Origin of the sequence: Bowmanella dokdonensis (assembly GCF_017254865.1) — a bacterium.
Classification (GTDB): Bacteria; Pseudomonadota; Gammaproteobacteria; order Enterobacterales; family Alteromonadaceae; genus Bowmanella; species Bowmanella dokdonensis.
In genome coordinates this window covers 481,363-501,314 of record NZ_JAFKCV010000002.1, presented here as the reverse complement: position 1 = coordinate 501,314, position 19,952 = coordinate 481,363, and the positions used below count along the sequence as shown (strand labels likewise).

Below are 19,952 nucleotides of genomic sequence, written 5' to 3'. Positions count from 1 at the left end.
TCCAGCCGGATGGGCTTGTACTCATTGCTGTCTCTTTTATGCTGACTTTGCCCCGATAAGCGGGTGAAAAGATTTCTCTTGTCAGTCACGGCCAAAAGGGGCAGGTGGCTGGAGGTCGGGAGGGAGGCTTCATAATAAGGAACAGCATGAAATCAATTAACAGATACATAGCCCACCCTTGGGGCGGAATACTGGGCAGACTGATGCCCGGTCTTCTCTTGCTGCTGGCCTGCACCGGCATGGCCCGGGCCGATGATAAATCCAAGCCTGTACCGGAACAGATCCAGTCACAGCTTCAGGAGTTGATGCAGCGCTACCAGGTGCCGGGGATGGCGGTGGCCCGTATCGGGAACGGCAGGGTGATTTGGCAGGGGGCACTGGGCCGGCGCAACAGCACAGAGCCGGTTACCCGGGAGACGGTATTTAACGTGGCCAGCCTGACCAAACCCCTGTTTGCCGCACTGGTGATGCAACTGGTGGCAGAAGGTAAGCTGGACCTGGACGAGAACCTGAGTCAGCATTGGGTGGATCCGGATCTTGCCGATGATCCGCGTCATCAGCACCTCACCCCGCGCATTTTGCTCAGTCACCAGAGCGGCCTGCCCAATTGGCGCGGCGAGCGAAAGCTGGCTTTTATGTTTGCACCGGGTGAGCGGCATGAATATTCCGGCGAGGGCTTTGAATATCTGCGCCGGGCAGTAGAGAAAAAGACCGGCCGGAGCCTGTCCGAGCTGATGCAGGCCCGGGTGCTGGCCCCGGCTGGTATGACGCACACCTCCATGGGCTGGGATCCGGCCATGGATCCACAGCTGACTCAGCGTTTTGATCAGCAGGCCAAGCCGGTGGAGATGGGCGACAAGCAGCGTACACCCAACGCCGCAGCCAATACCTTTAGCACTATCGCAGATATGGGACGATTTGCCGCCTGGGTGACCAAGGGCGCCGGCCTGCCGGATAACCTCTTTACCCAGATGGCCAGTCCACAGGCCCTGCACGACAATCCCGCCGAGCTGTTCGGCCTGGGCTGGAAACTGGCGCCACTGGCAAGTCAGACCGCCCTGATGCACGATGGTCGCGAGGCGGGGTTGTTCGCGCAACTGGTAGTGCTGCCACAAGATCAGGAGGCCATGGTCATGCTGACCAACAGCACCAATGGGGAGCTGTTACGCCGGCCGGTCATCCGGTTGCTGTTGCCCCAGGGCGAGGCGCTGGTTAAGCAAATCGATAAGTTGGTCTGGCGCTATATCGGCAGTATTCCCCCCGCACAACTGGGCAGGATGAGTGGTTTTATCGCCCGCTCACCGGCTTTTACGTCTACTCTGCTGCATGCAGCCAACAGTATGCTGGTACAGCCATCGGATCTTGCGCCGGAACGAAAACAGGAGGCGGCTGACGTCATCGACCAGTTTGTGCTGGATCTGTTCGAAGGACGCCTCGACAGCCAGCGGGCCGTCCAGGCCATTGAGCAGTTGCTGGTACAGGAAGAAAATCAGGCCAGCCTGAAAACAGCCTTCAGCGCTGCCGGGGCCGCGGCCTGGCTGGACCTGTTGCAAGGGGATTAGTCAACCTTTTGGGAGGCATCTATGGCCTTTAGTCTTCGACGTCTTGGCGCGCAGGATCTTGTTCTGATGGACGGATTGTTGCAGATGTTCGGCGAGGTATTTGATGATCTGCCCACCTATACAGGCAATAAACCCGATGTGGCTTACCTGAAGCGGTTGCTGGCAGATCAGACCTTTATTGCCCTCGTCGCGCACCGGGAGGGGCAGGTGATTGGCGGACTGGCCGCCTATGTGCTGCGAAAATTCGAGCAGCCGCGCAGCGAAATCTATATTTACGACCTGGCGGTATACAAGGCGCATCGCCGCCAGGGGGTGGCCACGGCGCTGATTGACCATCTCAGGGAAATTGCCCGGCAAATAGACGCCTGGGCCGTCTTTGTGCAGGCCGATACCAATGAGGAGGACAGGCCGGCCATTGCCTTGTACAGCAAGCTGGGCAGTAAAGAGGAAGTGCTGCATTTTGATTTGATGTAATAACAGGAGCGGCCGGTTGGTAAGAAAGCCTGAAATCAGTTCAGGAAGCTGACAATCAGCCGCTTCAGCATCAGCTCAGTTTGACGCAATTACGCCCGGCTTTTTTAGCCTGGTAGAGGGCCACGTCGGCCTGTTTCATCACCGCTTCGAAGCTGCCCTGATCCTTGCCTTTTTCCGCCACGCCGAAACTGCAGGTAACCTGTACCAACTGGCGCAGGCCGGATTTTTTCACCGGTTTCTTCTTGCCGCGGCTCTTCTTCACCGGCCGGTCCGGGGCGCGGATTACCATCTTGTAGTCGGCGATGCTCCGGCGCAGTGACTCCACGTGCTCTTCCACCTGGTCGGCGTCCTTACGGGCAAAAACCAGAGTGAATTCCTCGCCGCCATAACGGAAAGCCCGGCCACCGCCGGTAATACCTGTCATACGACTCGCCACCATCCGCAGCACCTGATCGCCCACATCGTGGCCGTAGGTGTCATTAAAAGCCTTGAAGTGATCGATATCGGCCATTACCACCACATATTTTCCGCCCAGGGTCTGCACATACTGCATCAGGGCGCGGCGGGAAGGGATACCGGTCAGCTCATCCCGGAAGGCCATATTGTGGCTGTCGAGGATAATGGAGAACAAAAAGAGTACCGCCAGGGCAAACAGAGCCACCTGACTGACCAGCGGCTGACTCTGATACTGCAGGATGGGCAGCATCAGCATGCTGACAAACAGGGCGCAGTGGTTATTCGTTGGGTTAAAGGCCAGACGGCCCAGTCCCAATAACAGAACCAACAGATAGAATACCGCTTCGAGGGCGGAAAAGTGCCGGGCCAGATCCGGATACAACCAGGCGTTGATTGGCGCCAGCCAGCTTTGCGGCTGCAGGCTGAGCTGATGGAACAATAAGGTCGTGCCCACGGCCACTGCGGCAAGCTGCGACAGGCTTATGGTGGCGTTGAGGGGGGCGAATCCCTTGTCCCTGCTCCATAGCAGCCAGCCCAGCTGCGCCATCAGGATAGCGGTAACCGGCAACGTAACGCCGGCCAGTTCGCCAAGGGCCGGCCAAAAGCCGGTGAACTCCATGCTGACCAGCAACAGACAGCACAAAACCATACGACTGCGGGAAAACTTCATTGCCACCAGGGCGGCGATAAGCAGGGAAATGACTGGCAGGTAAGTGAGCTGACCGAACCATTTGACCAATTGCGGGTGTCCCGATGTGGCAATAATCAGGCTGGCCATCAGAAACAACAGGGCAGGCAGGGCGCGCCTGGCCAGTAACTGCAGATTGTGCACGTATGACTCCGGTACCGGTATTGGCCTCATTCTATGAATTTCTGCGCCGCTTGTCTTGTCGGATAGCCAACTGATATTTTCCTGAAAGCCACTATGCTTTGATAAAAATCACCAAGGACTGAAGTTGCCGCTGATACGTCTTACGTTGCTGATTATGTTGTCCGGGAGTTTGGCTGCTGCAGCCGGCGAGTATGTGATCGGAGTGGAGAGTCAGGACTACTATCCCCATTACGATTTTACTCATCGTGACGGGGCCAGGGCCAGTTACACCACTGAGGTGTTTGCCTTGTTTAGCCGCCACAGTGGCCATCAGTTCGTATTTTTGCCACTACCGATTAAACGCGCACGTCAGGAATTGTTTGAGGGCGATACCATTGATCTGCTTTACCCGGATAATCCTGCCTGGGCCGACTTTCAATCCACAGGGATGCGGCGGGTTTACTCTTCCCCTTTGGTGAACATTTTGGGGGGAACCATGGTCAGACCGCCGGATTACGGCAAAGGTGTGGCCAATTTCCATGTGTTGGCGGTGCCGCGGGGTTTCACGCCCATTGAGTGGTTGAAGCTCAAGCAGGGTAAGCCATTTCGTGTGGTGGAAGTGCCCGACGCCCTGTCTGCATTGGAAATGGTGTTGCTGGGGCGGGCCGATGGTGCCGATGTGGAGTTTAATGTGGCCCGTCACCTGCTTTCGGAAATGGGCCAAAGTGGCATGCTGGTGATGGATCCTGGCTTGCCGCTCTCGGCAGTGGGCTTTCACCTGTCCACCATCGAACATGTCGGGCTGATTAAGGAATTTGATCGCTTCTTATCTGAACACCAGGCCCAGATACAACAGCTCAAGCAACACTACAAGCTGATAGAGGCTCTGGCGCCTCCATCCTCTGAACAAATTGCCCGGTAAGCCTGACAAAGACACACTTCTTTACATCTGGATAAAGAACCTTTACTTTCCCGCCGCAGTTTTTTGCGTAAGCTGCACCCTGTCCGCCGGGCCCGCCCCTGACTCAATTATTCTGCTTAAAAGAAGTGTACCGATGCGAAACATCTTTGTCCCTGTTGTCCTGCTGTTGCTGGGCGGCTGTGCCGCCAAACCCCTGCGAAGCGATGCGGCGGCTGTCTTTCTGACCAGCCGGCAGGCGCCGCAGGAATGCCGGTATTTGGGTGAAGTCAGTGGCTCCCAGGGCAATTTGCTCACCGCCGACCTGACCCGTGATCACGATCTTCTCCAGGGCGCCAGGAATGAACTACGCAACAATGCACAAGCGTTGGGCGCCAATTATGTGGTGCTGGAAAACCAGACCCAGAGCGTCAATGCCCAGGGCCTGGGCGGCGTTTACAGTGCCAGCGTATTTGGTAATGCCTATACTTGTCCCGACATGGCATCAGGCGGGGCAAGCCAGGCAGGGGATTAGTCCTGTTTCAGTAGGGCCTGCATGGCGTTGTCCAACAGAGCCTGCATCTGTTTCGCCGCATCGTTGACCCTGATCTCTTCGTCTCCCGGCACCGAGGTTTGTGCCGCCAGGGTAAATTCGCGGCCGCCCTGATAGTCGGGCAGGCACACATGGGCCAGCATCACCATTTCAGCCGTCCCCCGGGTACCGCTCGGTCCCCAGCCGATTTTCTGAAACACCCGCCAGTTTCCGTCGGTGGCGCTGTCCAGGGTCTGCTTGCTGTCCGTATTATCCGCTTGCATGCTGTTGGCAATAGCATCGGTCAGTACCCTGGAGATGCCCATCAGCATACCGCCGTATTGATGATCCTTATCCGAATGACCGATGCCGTAGAACAGGCTGTCGATATCGGCCTGCGTCAGGCCAGGATGGCGGGTGGCGGCCTCGCGGCCATGGCTGGCCAGGCGCTTGAGCCATTCCGCTTCGGCCAGGGTGGTCATGGGTTTATTACCGGTCAGGCCGCAGGTTTCGCAGCGATAGGGGAGATAAGAAGGATCGGCCTGATTGTCGCTCAGCCTCGGCATGGGTGCGCTCTGGTCGCTGTGCATGTCCTGCCAGTTGTTCACGCCCGGATCAAAAATCTCCTGGGCATAGGCTCCTTTGAGCTTCACCTCGGGTACTGACAATTTCAGCCAGCGCTCATGAAACAGTTCTGTCAGATATTCCCGGCCGGCCAGATTAACCAGGTAGCTGGCAATGGCATTGGAATTGCCGTCGGCCTTGCCGAAGGGCTTATAGGTGTGGATGCTGGTGATCAGATCCGGTACCGGCACTGATCCTGCCAGGCTTTGCGCGCCGACCCCGGCCTGACGCGCCTGGCTGACGGCCCCGGTGATCGCCATCACCTTGGAGGAGCTCCAGGGTTCATACAACTGGGTATGGCTGTTAGCGTTGGCCAGGTAACGATAGGCCAGCTTGCCGTCCTGCTCTGCATAATCGATAACCAGCACCCTGCCCAATACTGTGTCGGTGCCAAAGAACTCCCAGTCTGCCGCCACCCGCTGTTCCCAACCGAAATTATTATAATCCGTCTGTGCGGCTGTCCGGTATTCGGTGTCTGAAGCGGCTTCACCCACTGCACAATTGGTGCTGGCCTGGGCCAGATTGGCAGGCAGGTAAGGTGTGCTGCTCAGCTTCTGCTGATAGAAAGGCAGTTGTTCCAACGGACTGACGGTTTCAGTTTGCTGCTCTGCCTGGGCAACGGGTACGGGCTTTTCGGCGGCGGGCTGCATGGCCGGCTTGCACGCGGTCAGGGCCAGAGCCAGCGCGGCGCCGCTGAGAATCCAAATTTTTTGGTTCATTGTTATTTATCCTGCAGATAGAACTTGTCATAGAAGGTGTAAACCCAGGTCGGGCAATACATCACCAGTAGTGTCATGGTCATGCCGTTAAGCATGGCTTCGGGAAACAGCAGCAAGGGGATCAGGACCAGATAGTTATCCCTGATCACCTGCCATTCGTACAGCCCCTCAAGAAAATAATATCCACCCAGCGAGAGCATTTTCAGGGTAATCATCAGGGCGCCGGGCAAAAAAGCGCAAACAAAGATGTAGATGAAAAAATGCCGCGGCAGCCTGTGGAAAGACAGACTGTAGATCAGGTAGGTCAGGCCGACGGGCAGAGTGACGCCAAGCAGGCCGTTGACCCCCAGCATGGCCCAGCTTTCCTTGCCGACCAGGGTAATGCCCATCAATGCCAGACAGGCGGAAAGCAATGCGCGGCGCAGCCCCAGGACCAGGGTCAGGGCGCTCAGCCAGAGGAAATGGACGTTCAGGCCTTCGTAGATGCCGGCCCGGAACAGCCAGAGGATAAACAGACAGGCGGCGGCACCGAACACCAAATGCTGGCTCTTCTTGTCATGCAACAGCTCCAGCGGATGCAGGGCCTTGACCGTGACCAGCATCAGCAGCGCATATCCCAGCCAGGCCAGAGCCTGCAGGTTGGTCAGTTGGTCAAACCACTGCACGGCGATCAGCGATACACGGCCCAGATGGGCGCATGGTCAGAGGGTCTTTCGATGCCACGAAGTTCGTAGTCGATACCGGCCTCGACCAGTTGCTCATGAAGGGCCGGGGTGGCCAGGATCAGATCGATGCGCAGACCGCGATTGTCGTCGAAACCCCGGGAGCGGTAATCGAACCAGCTGTATTGATCCACGACCTCAGGGTGCAGACTACGGAAACTGTCAGCCAGGCCCCAGTCCAACAGGCGGTTTAGCCACTCACGCTCTTCGGGCAGGAAGCTGCATTTACCGGTTTTCAGCCAGCGCAGACGGTTCTGTTCGCCGATGCCGATGTCATGATCCTGGTGGGAAATATTCAGATCGCCCATCACAATGAGCTTGTCATCCGGCTGGTGATGGCCTTCCAGATACTCCATCAAGTCGGCGTAGAACTTACGCTTGGCCGGGTATTTGATTTCATGCTCCTGGTTCTCCCCCTGGGGAAAATAGCCGTTGAGCACCCGCACCCGGCTGCCGTCGTCCATTTCAAAGGTGCCCATGATCATGCGCCTTTGAGCCTCAGGCTCATCGGTGGGAAACCCATACTGGATATCCAGTGGCTCCTGCTTGCACATCAGTGCCACGCCGTAATGGCCCTTCTGGCCGTGGAAAAACACCTTGTAACCCATGGCCTCCACTTCCCGGCGGGGGAACATGTCGTCATGGACCTTGGTTTCCTGCAGACCGATCACATCCGGCTGGTGTTTGTCGACTAGGGCTTGAAGTTGGTGCAGGCGGGCGCGCAGTCCGTTGATATTAAAAGAAATAAATTTCATATTGGGCAGGCTCGGATAAAGATGAGGCTATGGTAGCAAATCCGCCTGAGTGCGGTAACCCCGAATTAACCGAACCTGTCTGAGCGCTGGCTTTTAGTCTTTATGGCCGTATTGCTGTGGCACCCGACAGACATTGTCCGGTATGGGAATATCCCCTTTGGTCTGATCAATGGCCGGCAGTTCCACTCTGTCAAAGGGCACTTCTTCGTAAGGGATAAGACTCAGCAGGTGATGGATACAGTTAAGCCTGGCCGGACGCTTGTGATTGGCCTCCACCACGTACCAGGGGCAGTCATCGGTGTCCGTATGTTCAAACATTTCGTTGCGGGCCTGACTGTATTGGCGCCAGCGACTGCGGGAAATCAGATCCATACGGGAGAACTTCCAGCGTTTGAGGGGGTTGCTCAAACGGGACTGAAAGCGTTTTTCCTGCACTCCGGCAGAAATATTAAACCAGTACTTGACCAGCATGATGTCGGCACGGATCAGCATGCGTTCGAACTCCGGGCAGGTGCGCAGAAATTCCCGGTGCTGCTCCTGTGTACAAAACTCCATGACTTTTTCCACCCCCGCACGGTTGTACCAGCTGCGGTCAAACAGCACGATTTCGCCGCCGGCGGGCAACTGCTCCACGTACCGCTGGAAATACCACTGCCGGCTTTCCTTGTCGGAGGGCTTGCCGAGGGCAGCGATGCGCACAATGCGTGGATTGAGTCGCTTGGTGATGGCAGCGATGACCCCGCCTTTGCCCGCCGCGTCCCGGCCCTCGAAAATTACCACCAGTCGTTTGTTATGCTCCACTACCCATTGCTGGAGCTGGATTAGCTGCTCCTGCAGTTTCTTCAGTTCTTCCTTGTAGTGCTGTTTTTTCATCCGGGGATCCTCTTCGGTCAGGGAACAAGCCTTAATCTTAGTTGCTTCTCCAGTTCCACCACGGCAAACAGCGCCACGCCAATACCGACCACTATCAGGCCGTCATAAAGGGGCACCGGACGTGTGCCGAACAGTTTCTGCAGGGGCGGCAGGTAGGTAATGGCAAACTGGGCGGCGGTAACCGTCAGGGTCATCAACCAGATGACCGGCGTACCGCGGATGGCCTGCCAGGTAAAAGAGGTACCGTACAGGTTACGGATAAAGAACAAATGAAATATCTCCATCACCACCAGGGTATTGAGGGCCAGGGTACGCGCCAGTTCCAGGGAATAGCCCTTGTCCAGCGCGTAGCTGAAGATGCTGAACACACCAGCCAGAAACAGCAGGGTGACCAACAGGATATGCCAGGCCAGGGCACCGTCTATCAGAGGTGCCTGCCGGCTTCTGGGGGGCCGCTGCATGCTGTTGGCCTCGGTGGGTTCAAATGCCAGGGCAATACCCAAAGTAACTGCGGTGATAAGGTTAATCCAGAGAATCTGGATGGCGGTCACCGGCAGGGCCATGCCAAGCAGCAGGGCCAGTATGATAGTGGCCGCCTCGCCGCCGCTGGTGGGCAGGGTCCAACTGATGACCTTTTTGATATTGTCGTAGACGGTGCGTCCCTCCCGGATCGCGGCGACGATGGAGACGAAATTGTCATCGGCAAGGACCAAATCCGAGGCTTCCTTGGCCGCTTCACTGCCTTTTCGGCCCATGGCGATGCCGGCATCGGCCCGTTTCAGTGCCGGGGCGTCATTGACCCCATCGCCGGTCATGGCCACGGTCATCTGCTGGGATTGCAGGGCCATCACCAGCCGAAGCTTATGGGCAGGGCTGGTGCGGGCGAAGATGTCCACTTCGTTGACCCGCATGGCAAGGGCCACATCGTCCAGTTTTTCCAGTTCGGCGCCGGTCATGACCTGGCCGGCGTTGTGCAGGCCGACCTGCCGACCTACGGCCAGGGCGGTGCCGGCATGATCGCCGGTGATCATCTTGACGCGAATCCCGGCATCCAGGCATTCCCTGACTGCCTGAACGGCCTCCCTGCGTGGCGGGTCAATCAGCCCCAGCAATCCAATCAGGGTAAGTGAACCGTCTATGTCCGACATATTCAACTGCGTCTGCCCGTCCGGGACCTGTTTCATCGCCAGTGCCAGCACGCGCTGTCCGCCGGATGCCAGTTGATTGACCCGGTCCTGCCAGTAACCTTTGTCGATATTGACCGGTCCTTGAATCGTCATCATCCGGCTGCACAGGTTCAGAACGTTTTCCGGTGCACCTTTGAGCAGGATCCTGGCGTGGCCCTGATGATCATGATGCAGGGTAGCCATGTACCTGTGCTGGGCGTCAAAGGGAATGGTGTCAGTGCGGGGCCAGCGCTGGCGGACCCGTTCGGGCACCAGGCCGGTCTTGGCGGCAAAGCTCAGAAGGGCCCCCTCCATCGGATCCCCCTCCACGGTCCATTGTCCGGCTTTTTCATGCAGGGCTGCGTCATTGCACAGCAGCGCCACCAAGCCCGCTTCCTGCAACAGATCTTCAGGGGGATCCCGATCCGGATGCTGCACATCCAGGATTTCCCCCCCCGGATGATAGCCCTGTCCTTCCACCTGCAAGGTTTGTTCAGCCAGGATCAGGGTGCTGACTTGCATCTCATTGCGGGTCAGGGTACCTGTCTTGTCGGTGCAGATCACTGATACCGAGCCCAGGGTTTCAATGGCCGGCAGGTGACGGACGATGGCATTGCGTCTGGCCATGCGCTGCACCCCGATGGCCAGGGTAATGGTCAGCACTGCCGGCAGGCCTTCGGGTATCGCAGCCACCGACAGGCCCACAATGGTCATGAACAGTTCCTCGAAGGGATAGTGCATGACAAAGTGGCCGAACAGCAGTAACAGGCCGCCAATCAGCAGAATCAGCAGGGTCAGCCAGCGGGCAAAGATGCCCATCTGTTCCACTAACGGGGTGGTGAGGGGTTCCACCTCTTTCAGCATCAGGCTGATTCTGCCGATCTGGGTGTCGGTGCCTGTGGCCACTACCAGACCCCGTCCCTGGCCGCTGGTGACCAGGGTGCCGCTGAAAGCCATGGCCGTCCGGTCTCCCAGCTCGGCTTCGGCTGGGTTGGGGGCACTTTGTTTGTCTACCGGTACGGACTCGCCGGTCAGAACTGCTTCCTGGATTTGCAGGCCATGTGCCTTGCTAAGCCGCATGTCTGCAGGCACCCGGTCGCCGGCCTCGAGCAAGACCAAATCACCGGGCACCAATTGCCCGGCGGGCAGGCTGACCCGCTTGCCGTCACGCAATACAGCAGCCCGGGGCGACAGCATCTGGCGAATCGATTGCATGGCCTGTTCCGCTTTGCCCTCCTGCAAGAAGCCCACTATGGCGTTGACCAGCACCACGGCGAGGATGACCAGGCTGTCGGCCCAGTGCTGCAGCATTGCCGTGATCACACTGGATGCCAGCAATACATAGATCAGAATATTGTGGAACTGACGGAAAAACCGCTTCAGGACACTGGATGGGGCTGAATCCGGCAATTGATTGGCTCCGTAATGGGCCAGTCTGGCCTGAGCCTGCTCTGTCGTCAGTCCATTGACTGAGCACTCAAGGGTGCGGCAGACCTCGTCTGTTTCCATTTCATGCCAGTGGGGATCCTTCATCCATTCGTTCCTGCCAGTTTGTGCCAGTGATGATTGTAGCCGAGGGCGGGTCATTGCTTTTGATCCAGGTCATTTCCTGAATCAATACAGCAGCTTGTCCTGTCTGCACTATGGCTAATTCAGGCTTCTCAGTGTAACGGCTTATGTTACTATCCTTGCCAGGATTAGCTGCCGTAGCTGCTCATGTTGCATCTGATACAGTCAAACAAAATGGAAGTGCTGGCCCAGCGGCTGTGTCAGGTATTGGCCATGGACGAGCGGTCGCTGGACAACCTGTTCGACAGCACGCCAGTCTGGGTGCAAAGCCCCGGCATGGCCCAGTGGTTGAAACTGCAGATTGCCCAGCAGCGCGGCATTGCCGCCAACCTCGAATTCCCCCTGCCATCCAGTTTTATCTGGCAACTCTACCGGCAACTGAAGATTGAACTGCCCCCACAGTCCGCCTTTACCAAGGCCAATATGACCTGGAAGCTGATGGCCCTCCTGCCGGAACTATGTGAGCAGCCGCGGTTTGCGCCCGTGGCCGGTTACCTGGGGGGTGACCGGGATATCAAGCTCTTCCAGCTAAGCGGCAAGATTGCCGATATTTTCGATCAGTATCTGGTGTACCGGCCGGACTGGTTGCTGGCCTGGGAGCAGGGCGATGACCGCCTGGAAGGGAAGACGCTTGAGCACCAGGCATGGCAGCCCGTGCTGTGGCGTGAACTGGTTGCTTATACTGCTGCCCTTGGCGAGTCCCCCTGGCACCGGGCCAACCTGCATCAGGCCTTGATGGAGGCCTTGCAGCAGCAACAGGCGCCGCCGGGACTGCCAGCCGCCCTGCTGGTGTTCGGCATTTCGGCCCTGCCGGTACAACAACTGGAAGTGCTGCAGGCACTGGCCAGACACATAGACGTGCTGATCTTCTGGTTTAATCCCAGTCAGCATTACTGGGGCGACCTGGTGGATGAAAAGCGCAAGGCCAGGGCCGGGCTCAGGCAACGCCTGGATGGCGATGAAACCGCCGACTATCTGGATGTGGGCAATCCGCTGCTTTCTTCCTGGGGCAAGCTGGGACGCGATTTTCAGGATATGTTGCTGGAGCTTGAACCCCAGCAGCAGGACGAATTTGTTGAAGATCCACCGGCCAGTCTGCTGCAACATATCCAGGATGAAATTCTCAATCTGACCCTGCGCGGCAGCAGCGAACCCTTCAGCCTCGGGGCACTGACGGATGAAAAGCCGACCTGCCCGAAGATTACCGTGCAGGCTGAGGATCAGAGTCTGCAACTGGTCAGTTGCCATTCCCGGCTGCGCGAACTGGAAGCCCTGCACGACAAGCTGCTGGCGTTTTTCCAGCAGCATGCCGATGCCCACCCCGGTGAGGTAATCGTGATGATGCCGGATGTGGCCCAGTACGCCCCCCTTATCCACGGGGTATTTGGCGCCCACCGTCAGGAGCTGGCCATTCCTTATGCCATCTCAGACCGCAGCCTGAGTCAGGAGTCGCCGCTGCTGAACAGTTTTATCGGGCTGATGAAACTTCAGCAACAACGACTCAACCTGGCCGAAGTGATGGATTTGCTGGAAGTGCCGGCGGTGCTCAGGCGGTTCGAATTAAGTGAACCCGAATTTGAGCAGTTGCGCCACTGGCTGGCTGACGCCGGAGTGCGTTGGGGACTGGATGGTCCGGACAAGGCTCGCTGGCAGGTCCCCGAAGAAGAACAGAATACCTGGCTGTTTGGCCTCAAACGCCTGATTGCCGGTTATGCCATGAACCAGCCCCTCTACCAGAGCCGGGACAGCCTTATTGCCCCCTACGCCCATATCGAAGGGCAGAGCAGCCAGGTGTTGTCCAAACTGCTGGATTTTCTGCAGCAGCTGACCCTTTGGTTGGAATTCTGCCTGCGGCCAGCCACCCTTGGCGAACGTATTGGGTGGGTGCTGGCGCATCTGGATGCGTTCTATCTGGCCGATGAAGAGGATGAAGCGGCCCTGCATACGCTGCGCCAGGCTCTGACGGCCCTTGAGGCCCATCAGTTGCAGTATCCCCATGCAGTGGACCAGGCTGTCTTCAGCCAGATACTCGAACAACAGTTGCAGGAATCCGGCGTGGGCCAGCGCTTCCTGGCCGGGGCAGTCAACTTCTGTACCCTGATGCCCATGCGCAGTGTGCCGTTCCGTCTGGTCTGCCTGCTGGGCATGAACGATGCTGACTATCCGCTCCAGGTGATCCCCATGGGTTTTGACCTGATGCAGGACACCAGGCCAAGGCGGGGCGACCGGTCACGCCGGTTGGATGACAAGTACCTGTTTCTCGAAGCCTTGTTGTCCGCCCGCCAGGGGCTGTATATCAGTTACCTGGGCCGGAGTGCGCGGGACAACAGCCCCCTGATGCCATCAATCCTGGTCAGCGAGTTGCTTGAATATCTCCAGCAGGTTTATTGCCTGGCAGAGGGCGACGATTTACTGGCCAAGCTTTGCCGTACTCATCATCTGCAGCCCTTCCATGAGGATTACTTCAGAGCCACCGGCGCCACCGGCCACGACAGCCGCTGGCTTGAGCTGGCCAGACTGGCCGGTCAAGCGCCGCTGGCACAACCCTTTTTTAACGAGGACCTGGCCCCATTGCAGGCCCAGAGCGAGGTGATGCTGGAGGACTGGCTGAGGTTTTTCCACAATACTGCAAGAGGTTTTTTTCAGTTGCGCTGGCAGGCCAGGTTTACCCCTTTGCAGGATAATCTGCAGCAGGACGAGCCGTTCGCTCTGAACGCCCTGGACCGATTCAGTCTGCTGGCTAAGCTGGCGGAGCAGGGTGGGCATGACGAGATCCAGTCGGTCCTCAAGGCCGAGGGAAAATTGCCCCACGGCCATGCCGGACAACTGGCATTGGCGGCATTACAACAGGACAGTGATGAGTTGCGCCTGCGGCTGACCCGTTACCGGCAGGATCATGCGCCCAGACGCGTGCTGGTGGACCTGACGGTGGCGGGCCTGACGCTGCGCGGCTGGCAGGATCATCTGTATCAGGACAATCTGGTGCTGTGGCGGTCCGGCAGAATAAGAGCCAGGGACAAACTGGAGTTATGGTTGCGCCTACTCGTCCTGCGGGCCCAGCAAACGCCGGTTAACCAGGCAGTCTATGTGGGCACAGAAGCGGAGCCTTTTGAGCTGGGCGCCATGGCGCCGCAGCAGGCGTTGGCACTTTTAAGCGACTACGTTCAGGCCTGGCAGCAGGGCCATCAGAAGCCGCTGCTGCTGCTGCCAGAATGCGGCTGGCACTGGCTTGACAGCCAGGATCCGCAGAAAGTTCTGAACCTGTACACCGGCTCGGATTTTGGCGCTGCCAGTGAAGGTCAGGATGTCCATATTAACCGAATCTGGCCGGAGCTTGAGCCGCACTTTGAGCAGTTTGCCGCTACCAGCGAGAGGTTGCTGGGACCCTTGTTTTCACAGGTGACGGCATGAAGTCGCTGGATATACTGAGCTTTCCCTTGCATGGGCAGTCGCTGATCGAAGCCAGCGCCGGCACCGGCAAGACCTATACCATTGTACATCTGTACCTGCGACTGGTGCTTGGCCATGGCTGTACCCCGCACCAGGTGGACAGTATCCTGGTGGTCACTTTTACCAATGCTGCCACCGCCGAGCTTAAGGGCAGGATCCGCGAGCTGGTCAGCCAGACCAGTGTCGATTTTCAGCTGGGTCAAAGCAATAACCCCCTGGTGCAGGCCATGATTGAGGACTGCGAGGATCGCACGCTGGCCTGTTTTCGCCTGCAACTGGCACTCAAGCAGATGGACGAAGCCGCGGTCTTTACCATCCACGGTTTCTGTCAGCGGGTGCTGGTTCAACATGCGTTTGAAAGTGGTTCCCGCTACCAGCAGGAATTGATCCTGGATGAATCCGACCATCTGCACCAGGCGATCAATGATTTCTGGCGCCGCCGGGTCCTGACCCTGCCGGCGCCGCTTCTGACCCTGACCCTTCAACAGTGGTCCGGACCAAACCAGTTACTGGCAAGGATTCGCGGCTTGCTGGCCCAGCCGGTACATTATGCAATGCCCGGGAGGGGGCCGGATGTCTATCTGGCTGAATATCAGCGCCTGCTTGTGGAAACCAAGGCCTGGTGGCTCAGCCAGCAGGTGGGAGAGCGGCTGTGGCAGGCCAGCCTGAATAAACGCAGCGTGCTGGGCAAAGGGGCAGTGTTGTCGGCGATGGAACATTTCTGCCAGGGTGACGGATGGTTCTTTGCCGGCCATAAGGATGGCTGGCAAACCTTCTCAGCGGAAAAAATCGCCAAGGCCGCTACCAAGGCCAGCCCGGATCTGGGCGACTTGAACTTTACCCGGTTCGAGCAGTTGCACCACCTGCAGCAGCAAATGCGGGACAGCCTGGTAGTTACCCTGTGCGGGGAGGCGTTGCAGAGCGTGCGCAGTCAACTGATCAGCAGCAAGTCCCAGGCCAACCAGCTTAGTCCCGACGATCTGCTCAGCCTGCTGCAACAAGCCCTCAAGGGTGAGAACGCAGAGGCCCTTGCCGAGGCTGTGCGCCGGCAATATCCCTGCGCCATGATCGATGAATTCCAGGACACTGATGCCATCCAGTACCGGGTGTTCAGTCGGTTGTATGGAGAGGATCCCGCCCTGGGCCTGATTATGATTGGCGATCCCAAACAGGCCATCTATGCCTTTCGCGGTGCGGATATCTTTACCTATATCCAGGCCAAGCGACAAGTGGGTGCAGAGCGGCACTTTACCCTGGACACCAACTGGCGTTCCGAGCCGGCGCTGGTAACGGCGGTCAATGGGCTGTTTGCCCAGAGCCCGCAAGGCTTTTTATTCAATGAGGATATTCCCTTCACGCCGGTGAAGGCCGGGCAGGGAAAACGCCGGTTGCTGCTGGACGGGCAGGGGGTAGGTGGCCTGCAGTTCGACTATCTGGAAGGCGAACAGCCAGTGGGTTTTGCCCAGATACAGTCTGCCCTGGCCGGGCACTTTGCTGCACGTATCTGCGACTGGCTGCAGGAGGCTGCAACAGGGCGGGTCAGACTGGCCGATGAGGCGGGAGAGCGTCCCGTGCAACCGGGTGATTGCGCTGTGCTGGTGCGGGACAGATTTGAGGCGCAACTGATGAAACAGGCCCTGATGGACCTGGGCATTGCCAGTGTGTTCCAGGTCAGGCGCAGCGTGTTTGGCACCCAGGTCGCCCGGGATTTGTACCTGCTGCTGGAGGCCATTCATCATCCAGGTGATGAACGGGCCATCAAGGCGGCCATGCTCAGTGAACTGGTGGGGCTGAGCGCCGCCCGGTTTGAGAGCTGGCTGACCGATGACAGTCGCTGGCAGGAGTTGTTGTTTCAGTTTCATCACTGGCAGCGAGTATGGCAGCGCCAGGGCATTGCCAGCGCCCTGGCCCAGGCTCAGCAGTCGTTGGGACTTTTTGCGACCCAGCTTCAGCGCTGTGAGGACGGTCTGCGCCGGGTAACGGATCTGCGCCATCTGTTCGAACTGCTACAGCAGCAAAGCCAAAGCATTCAGGGGGAAAGTCAGTTGCTGCGCTGGTACCAGTACTGTCTGATTGAACCGGATGACAATCAGGAAGGCCAGCAGCTTCGCCTGGAAACCGACGATCAACTGGTGCAGATTGTGACCATGCATGCCTCCAAGGGGCTGGAGTATCCGCTGGTGTTTATTCCCTTTGCAGCCCGGGTGGTCAGTCGCGCCGAAGCCCTGTATCACGATGATGAGCATCGTCTGCAAATCGATTTTCTCGGTGGCGATGAGGCCAGGGCCCGGGCCGCCAGGGAAAGGCTGGCCGAGGATATCCGCCTGCTGTATGTGGCCCTGACCCGTGCCCGGCACCACTGCTCGGTTGGAGTCTGGCTGAGTAATATGGGGCGTGGTAAGGCCACCGGGCTTCAGCAAACGGCCCTTGGCGCCTTGTTGTTCGACGAACAGAGGGTGCCGGATGCGTCCGCGCTAACTCAGAAACTGACGGAGCTCACCGGCCTTGAGGGTGTCACACTGGCCCATCCGGCCGTGACGGGTAACGGGCAGCCCTTGCGCCAACCCGGGATGCCGGCGGCAGAGCTGCGTCTGGCACCTTTTACCCGCAGTCTTAAACAGCGCTGGCGACTGACCAGCTATTCCGCCATTGCCCAGCAGCAGGACAGACTGCCCGGACCCGGTCATGACGAAGGCAACAGCCTGTTGGAACGGGCAATGCCCTCAGCCCCCCGGCGGGACCGGTTTGGCTTTATCCGCGGGGCCCGCGCCGGTTCCTTCCTGCATGGGGTGCTGGAGCATCTGCTCGGTTGTGATGCCGCGCCGATTGAAACACTGGTGGCAGAGCAGGGACAGAAATTCGGCATTGAACAAGACTGGTGGCCTGTAGTCTGTGGTTGGCTTGAAGAAGTCTTGTCCGCCCCGCTGTTTACCCATACCCCGCTGACCCTGGCCGACTTGCAGCAGGTAAAAATTGAAATGGAGTTTCATCTGCCCCTGGAAAAGGTCCAGGCCGTGCATTTCAACCGGATTCTTGCCCAACATCTGGGGCCGCTGGCCGGACAATACGATTTCGATACCCTCAGCGGCGTGCTGAAGGGCTATGTGGATTTGATTTTTTCCCATCAGGGGAAATTGTATGTGGCGGATTACAAGTCCAATTACCTGGGCGACAGCCTGGATGATTACGACAAGGAGGCGATGGAGCAGGCCATGCAGGAGCACGATTATCATCTGCAGGCTCTGCTTTACAGCCTGGCGCTGCACCGCTGGCTGAAATCCTGCCTGGCAGATTACGATTATGACCGGCATGTGGGCGGTGCCTGTTACTGGTTCTTGCGCGGCATGAGCGGCCAGCGGCCGGGGCACGGTTGTTATTTGTGGCGGGTGCCTAAGGCCCTGATCCTGGCGTTGGACGATTTGTTTGACGGCAGGACGGAGAATCACGGGGAAGGGGAGCAACTGAGCCTATGCTGAACACCCAATCCTGGCTGAGTCCGCTGCAGCAACAAGGCCTGATCAATGGCCTGGACCGCGCTTTTGCAGAATTTATCGCCACCCAGGAGCCCCGCCACGGCAGGTCGATGGCCATTGTGGCGGCCCTGCTCAGCCAGCAACTGGCCAGTCAGCATGTGTGCGTGTCCCTTGGGGAGCTGACCCGGTTATATAACGACTGCCTGGGTGAGCTTGACCTGGATCTGCCCATGCTGTTTGAATCGGAACTGCAGCAAATTCTTGAGCGCGCTCACACCGTCAGCCGGCCGGATGCGGCAGAGTCGGTTGACCGGCCTATCGTATTGCAGCAGGACGCCCTGTACCTGCAGCGTTACTGGTTGCATGAACAGCGCCTGGCAGAACGCCTCAGCCTGCTTGCCGACAAGCGCCTGGCACTCGATATCAAAGCCGGTAAGGCGATGCTGGAAAGCCTGTTTGGCAGCCTGGAGCCACAACTGGACTGGCAGCAGGTGGCGGTGGTACTGGCCGCCTCCCGCCAGCTTTGCCTGATCACCGGTGGACCTGGCACCGGCAAGACGACCACTGTCACCCGCCTGATGGCCCTGGTACAGGGACTGGCCAGGCAGCAGGGGGCATTGCTTCGTATCGCCCTGGTGGCGCCGACCGGCAAGGCGGCGGCCAGACTGACCGAGTCTATCGGCCAGGCCAGGGAGAAGTTGCCTCCCGAGCTGCGTGATGATCTGCCCGTGGAAGCGGCCACCCTGCATCGCCTGCTGGGTTACCAGCCTAACAAGGTGACCTTTCGCCATGACCGGGACAATCCCCTGCCACTGGATATGCTGATCCTGGACGAAGCCTCTATGGTGGACCTGCCCATGATGAGCAAGCTGCTCGACGCACTGCCCGAGCATGCCAGGCTGGTAATGCTGGGGGATCGCCAGCAACTGGCCTCGGTGGAGGTGGGCTCAGTGCTGGGCGATATCTGCCAGAGTCTGCCCTCCGCCATCTGGCAGGACGAAAAGATCCCCCAGTTTACCGCCGACACCTGTGAGCTGATTGAAAAGATGACGGGTATGCAACTGCCCGTTGCCGGGAAGAAGCAAAGCCGGGTACAGGACAATCTGGTGATGTTGCGCAAGAGTCACAGATTTGCCGATGACAGCGGGGTGGGTCGGTTGGCCAGGGCGGTCAACCAGGGGAATTTCAAGGATATATTGCTCTGTCTGAGCGGGGCCGATGAAAGGGAACTGGATTGGCGGACGCTCGATTCGGTGGATGTGCTGGTCGAGCAGGTCTGTGACGAGCTTGGCGGCTATTTCGCCGCGGTTCGCAGCGGCGATATAGGCGGGGCCTTTTCTTTACTGGGGCGGCAGCAACTGCTCTGTGCCTCCCGCCGTGGGCCCTGGGGCGTAGAACAACTGAACCGGCGAATTGAGCTGGCCCTCACCCGTCGTGGTTGGATCCGCCCCGAGCAGGACTTTTATCCGGGCTGCCCCATTATGGTCGGCCAGAATGATTATCAGGTCCGCCTGTTCAACGGCGATGTGGGGATCTGCATGACGGATGAGCAGGGTTTGCTCAAAGTCTGGTTTATGGATGCCGCGGGCCAGTTCCGCGCGCTGCTGCCAAGCCGCGTGCCTGCCAGTCAGCGCCTGTACGCCATGACTATTCACAAGAGCCAGGGGTCGGAGTTTGAACACGCCATTTTGAGCCTTGGCTCATTGGCTCAGGAATTGGTCAGCAAGGAGCTGCTGTATACGGCCATTACCCGGGCCAGGAACCGGGTAACCTTATATGCCAGGGCCGAATTACTGCGGGACGCCCTGCAGACCCATAGTCTGCGCGGCTCGGGTCTGGCCGGGCGGCTGACAGCGCCCGAATAAGGC

Annotated in this window: 13 protein-coding genes; 7 read left to right on the top strand and 6 right to left on the bottom strand. The window is 58.5% G+C overall.

Going from position 1 to position 19,952, the window contains the following annotated elements:
* Positions 1-146: 146 nt before the first annotated feature.
* Both J0A66_RS05460 and J0A66_RS05455 read left to right on the top strand, forming a co-directional pair.
* Positions 147-1,562 carry a serine hydrolase domain-containing protein gene (locus J0A66_RS05460; protein WP_206572765.1) on the top strand — a complete coding sequence of 472 codons (1,416 nt, stop codon included), beginning with the start codon at positions 147-149 and terminating at the stop codon, positions 1,560-1,562.
* A gap of 21 nt (positions 1,563-1,583) precedes the next feature.
* Positions 1,584-2,036, top strand: coding sequence for an AAC(3)-I family aminoglycoside N-acetyltransferase (locus tag J0A66_RS05455; protein WP_206572764.1), 453 nt, complete (start codon positions 1,584-1,586; stop codon positions 2,034-2,036).
* A 70-nt stretch (positions 2,037-2,106) separates the two neighbouring features.
* Here the strand turns inward: J0A66_RS05455 and J0A66_RS05450 are convergent, their stop codons facing one another.
* On the bottom strand, positions 2,107-3,324 hold the full coding sequence (locus J0A66_RS05450; protein ID WP_206572763.1) for a diguanylate cyclase: 1,218 nt from the start codon (positions 3,322-3,324) through the stop codon (positions 2,107-2,109).
* A gap of 124 nt (positions 3,325-3,448) precedes the next feature.
* Here J0A66_RS05450 and J0A66_RS05445 point away from each other — a divergent pair, with 124 nt between their 5' ends.
* Both J0A66_RS05445 and J0A66_RS05440 read left to right on the top strand, forming a co-directional pair.
* Positions 3,449-4,225: a transporter substrate-binding domain-containing protein gene (locus J0A66_RS05445; RefSeq protein WP_206572762.1), complete on the top strand. Its 777-nt coding sequence runs from the start codon at positions 3,449-3,451 to the stop codon at positions 4,223-4,225.
* A gap of 133 nt (positions 4,226-4,358) precedes the next feature.
* On the top strand, positions 4,359-4,736 hold the full coding sequence (locus J0A66_RS05440; protein WP_206572761.1) for a DUF4156 domain-containing protein: 378 nt from the start codon (positions 4,359-4,361) through the stop codon (positions 4,734-4,736).
* Here J0A66_RS05440 and J0A66_RS05435 read toward each other — a convergent pair.
* From J0A66_RS05435 to J0A66_RS05415, 5 genes are all read right to left on the bottom strand, one after another.
* Positions 4,733-6,076: a hypothetical protein gene (locus tag J0A66_RS05435; RefSeq protein WP_206572854.1), complete on the bottom strand. Its 1,344-nt coding sequence runs from the start codon at positions 6,074-6,076 to the stop codon at positions 4,733-4,735. The genes J0A66_RS05440 and J0A66_RS05435 overlap by 4 nt on opposite strands.
* A gap of 2 nt (positions 6,077-6,078) precedes the next feature.
* A complete protein-coding gene (locus J0A66_RS05430) occupies positions 6,079-6,741 on the bottom strand; it encodes an energy-coupling factor ABC transporter permease (RefSeq protein ID WP_338143865.1) in 663 nt (220 codons plus the stop codon).
* Positions 6,742-6,746: 5 nt separating this feature from the next.
* Positions 6,747-7,553 carry an exodeoxyribonuclease III gene (gene xthA / locus J0A66_RS05425; RefSeq protein ID WP_206572760.1) on the bottom strand — a complete coding sequence of 269 codons (807 nt, stop codon included), beginning with the start codon at positions 7,551-7,553 and terminating at the stop codon, positions 6,747-6,749.
* Positions 7,554-7,646: 93 nt separating this feature from the next.
* On the bottom strand, positions 7,647-8,426 hold the full coding sequence (ppk2, locus tag J0A66_RS05420; RefSeq protein ID WP_206572759.1) for a polyphosphate kinase 2: 780 nt from the start codon (positions 8,424-8,426) through the stop codon (positions 7,647-7,649).
* Positions 8,427-8,443: 17 nt separating this feature from the next.
* Complete coding sequence (locus J0A66_RS05415; protein ID WP_206572758.1) at positions 8,444-11,125, bottom strand: cation-transporting P-type ATPase; 2,682 nt, start codon at positions 11,123-11,125, stop codon at positions 8,444-8,446.
* Positions 11,126-11,308: 183 nt separating this feature from the next.
* Between J0A66_RS05415 and recC the strand changes: the two genes are divergently transcribed.
* From recC to recD, 3 genes are read left to right on the top strand one after another with little or no spacing between them, the layout of a single operon-like run.
* Positions 11,309-14,572 carry an exodeoxyribonuclease V subunit gamma gene (recC, locus tag J0A66_RS05410; protein ID WP_206572757.1) on the top strand — a complete coding sequence of 1,088 codons (3,264 nt, stop codon included), beginning with the start codon at positions 11,309-11,311 and terminating at the stop codon, positions 14,570-14,572.
* Positions 14,569-18,087, top strand: a complete 3,519-nt coding sequence (gene recB / locus J0A66_RS05405) for an exodeoxyribonuclease V subunit beta (protein ID WP_206572756.1) — start codon at positions 14,569-14,571, stop codon at positions 18,085-18,087. Before recC ends, recB begins: the two co-directional genes overlap by 4 nt.
* Complete coding sequence (gene recD / locus J0A66_RS05400; protein WP_206572755.1) at positions 18,081-19,949, top strand: exodeoxyribonuclease V subunit alpha; 1,869 nt, start codon at positions 18,081-18,083, stop codon at positions 19,947-19,949. Before recB ends, recD begins: the two co-directional genes overlap by 7 nt.
* The last annotated feature ends 3 nt before the right edge of the window (positions 19,950-19,952 follow it).

What these genes read in the sequence shown, in the direction of transcription:
- J0A66_RS05460 (WP_206572765.1), top strand. Translation starts at nt 147, where the DNA reads ATGAAATCAATTAACAGATACATAGCCCACCCTTGGGGCGGAATACTG.
- J0A66_RS05455 (WP_206572764.1), top strand. Translation starts at nt 1,584, where the DNA reads ATGGCCTTTAGTCTTCGACGTCTTGGCGCGCAGGATCTTGTTCTGATG.
- J0A66_RS05440 (WP_206572761.1), top strand. Translation starts at nt 4,359, where the DNA reads ATGCGAAACATCTTTGTCCCTGTTGTCCTGCTGTTGCTGGGCGGCTGT.
- J0A66_RS05435 (WP_206572854.1), bottom strand. Translation starts at nt 6,076, where the DNA reads ATGAACCAAAAAATTTGGATTCTCAGCGGCGCCGCGCTGGCTCTGGCC.
- xthA (WP_206572760.1), bottom strand. Translation starts at nt 7,553, where the DNA reads ATGAAATTTATTTCTTTTAATATCAACGGACTGCGCGCCCGCCTGCAC.
- ppk2 (WP_206572759.1), bottom strand. Translation starts at nt 8,426, where the DNA reads ATGAAAAAACAGCACTACAAGGAAGAACTGAAGAAACTGCAGGAGCAG.
- J0A66_RS05415 (WP_206572758.1), bottom strand. Translation starts at nt 11,125, where the DNA reads ATGAAGGATCCCCACTGGCATGAAATGGAAACAGACGAGGTCTGCCGC.
- recC (WP_206572757.1), top strand. Translation starts at nt 11,309, where the DNA reads ATGTTGCATCTGATACAGTCAAACAAAATGGAAGTGCTGGCCCAGCGG.
- recB (WP_206572756.1), top strand. Translation starts at nt 14,569, where the DNA reads ATGAAGTCGCTGGATATACTGAGCTTTCCCTTGCATGGGCAGTCGCTG.
- recD (WP_206572755.1), top strand. Translation starts at nt 18,081, where the DNA reads ATGCTGAACACCCAATCCTGGCTGAGTCCGCTGCAGCAACAAGGCCTG.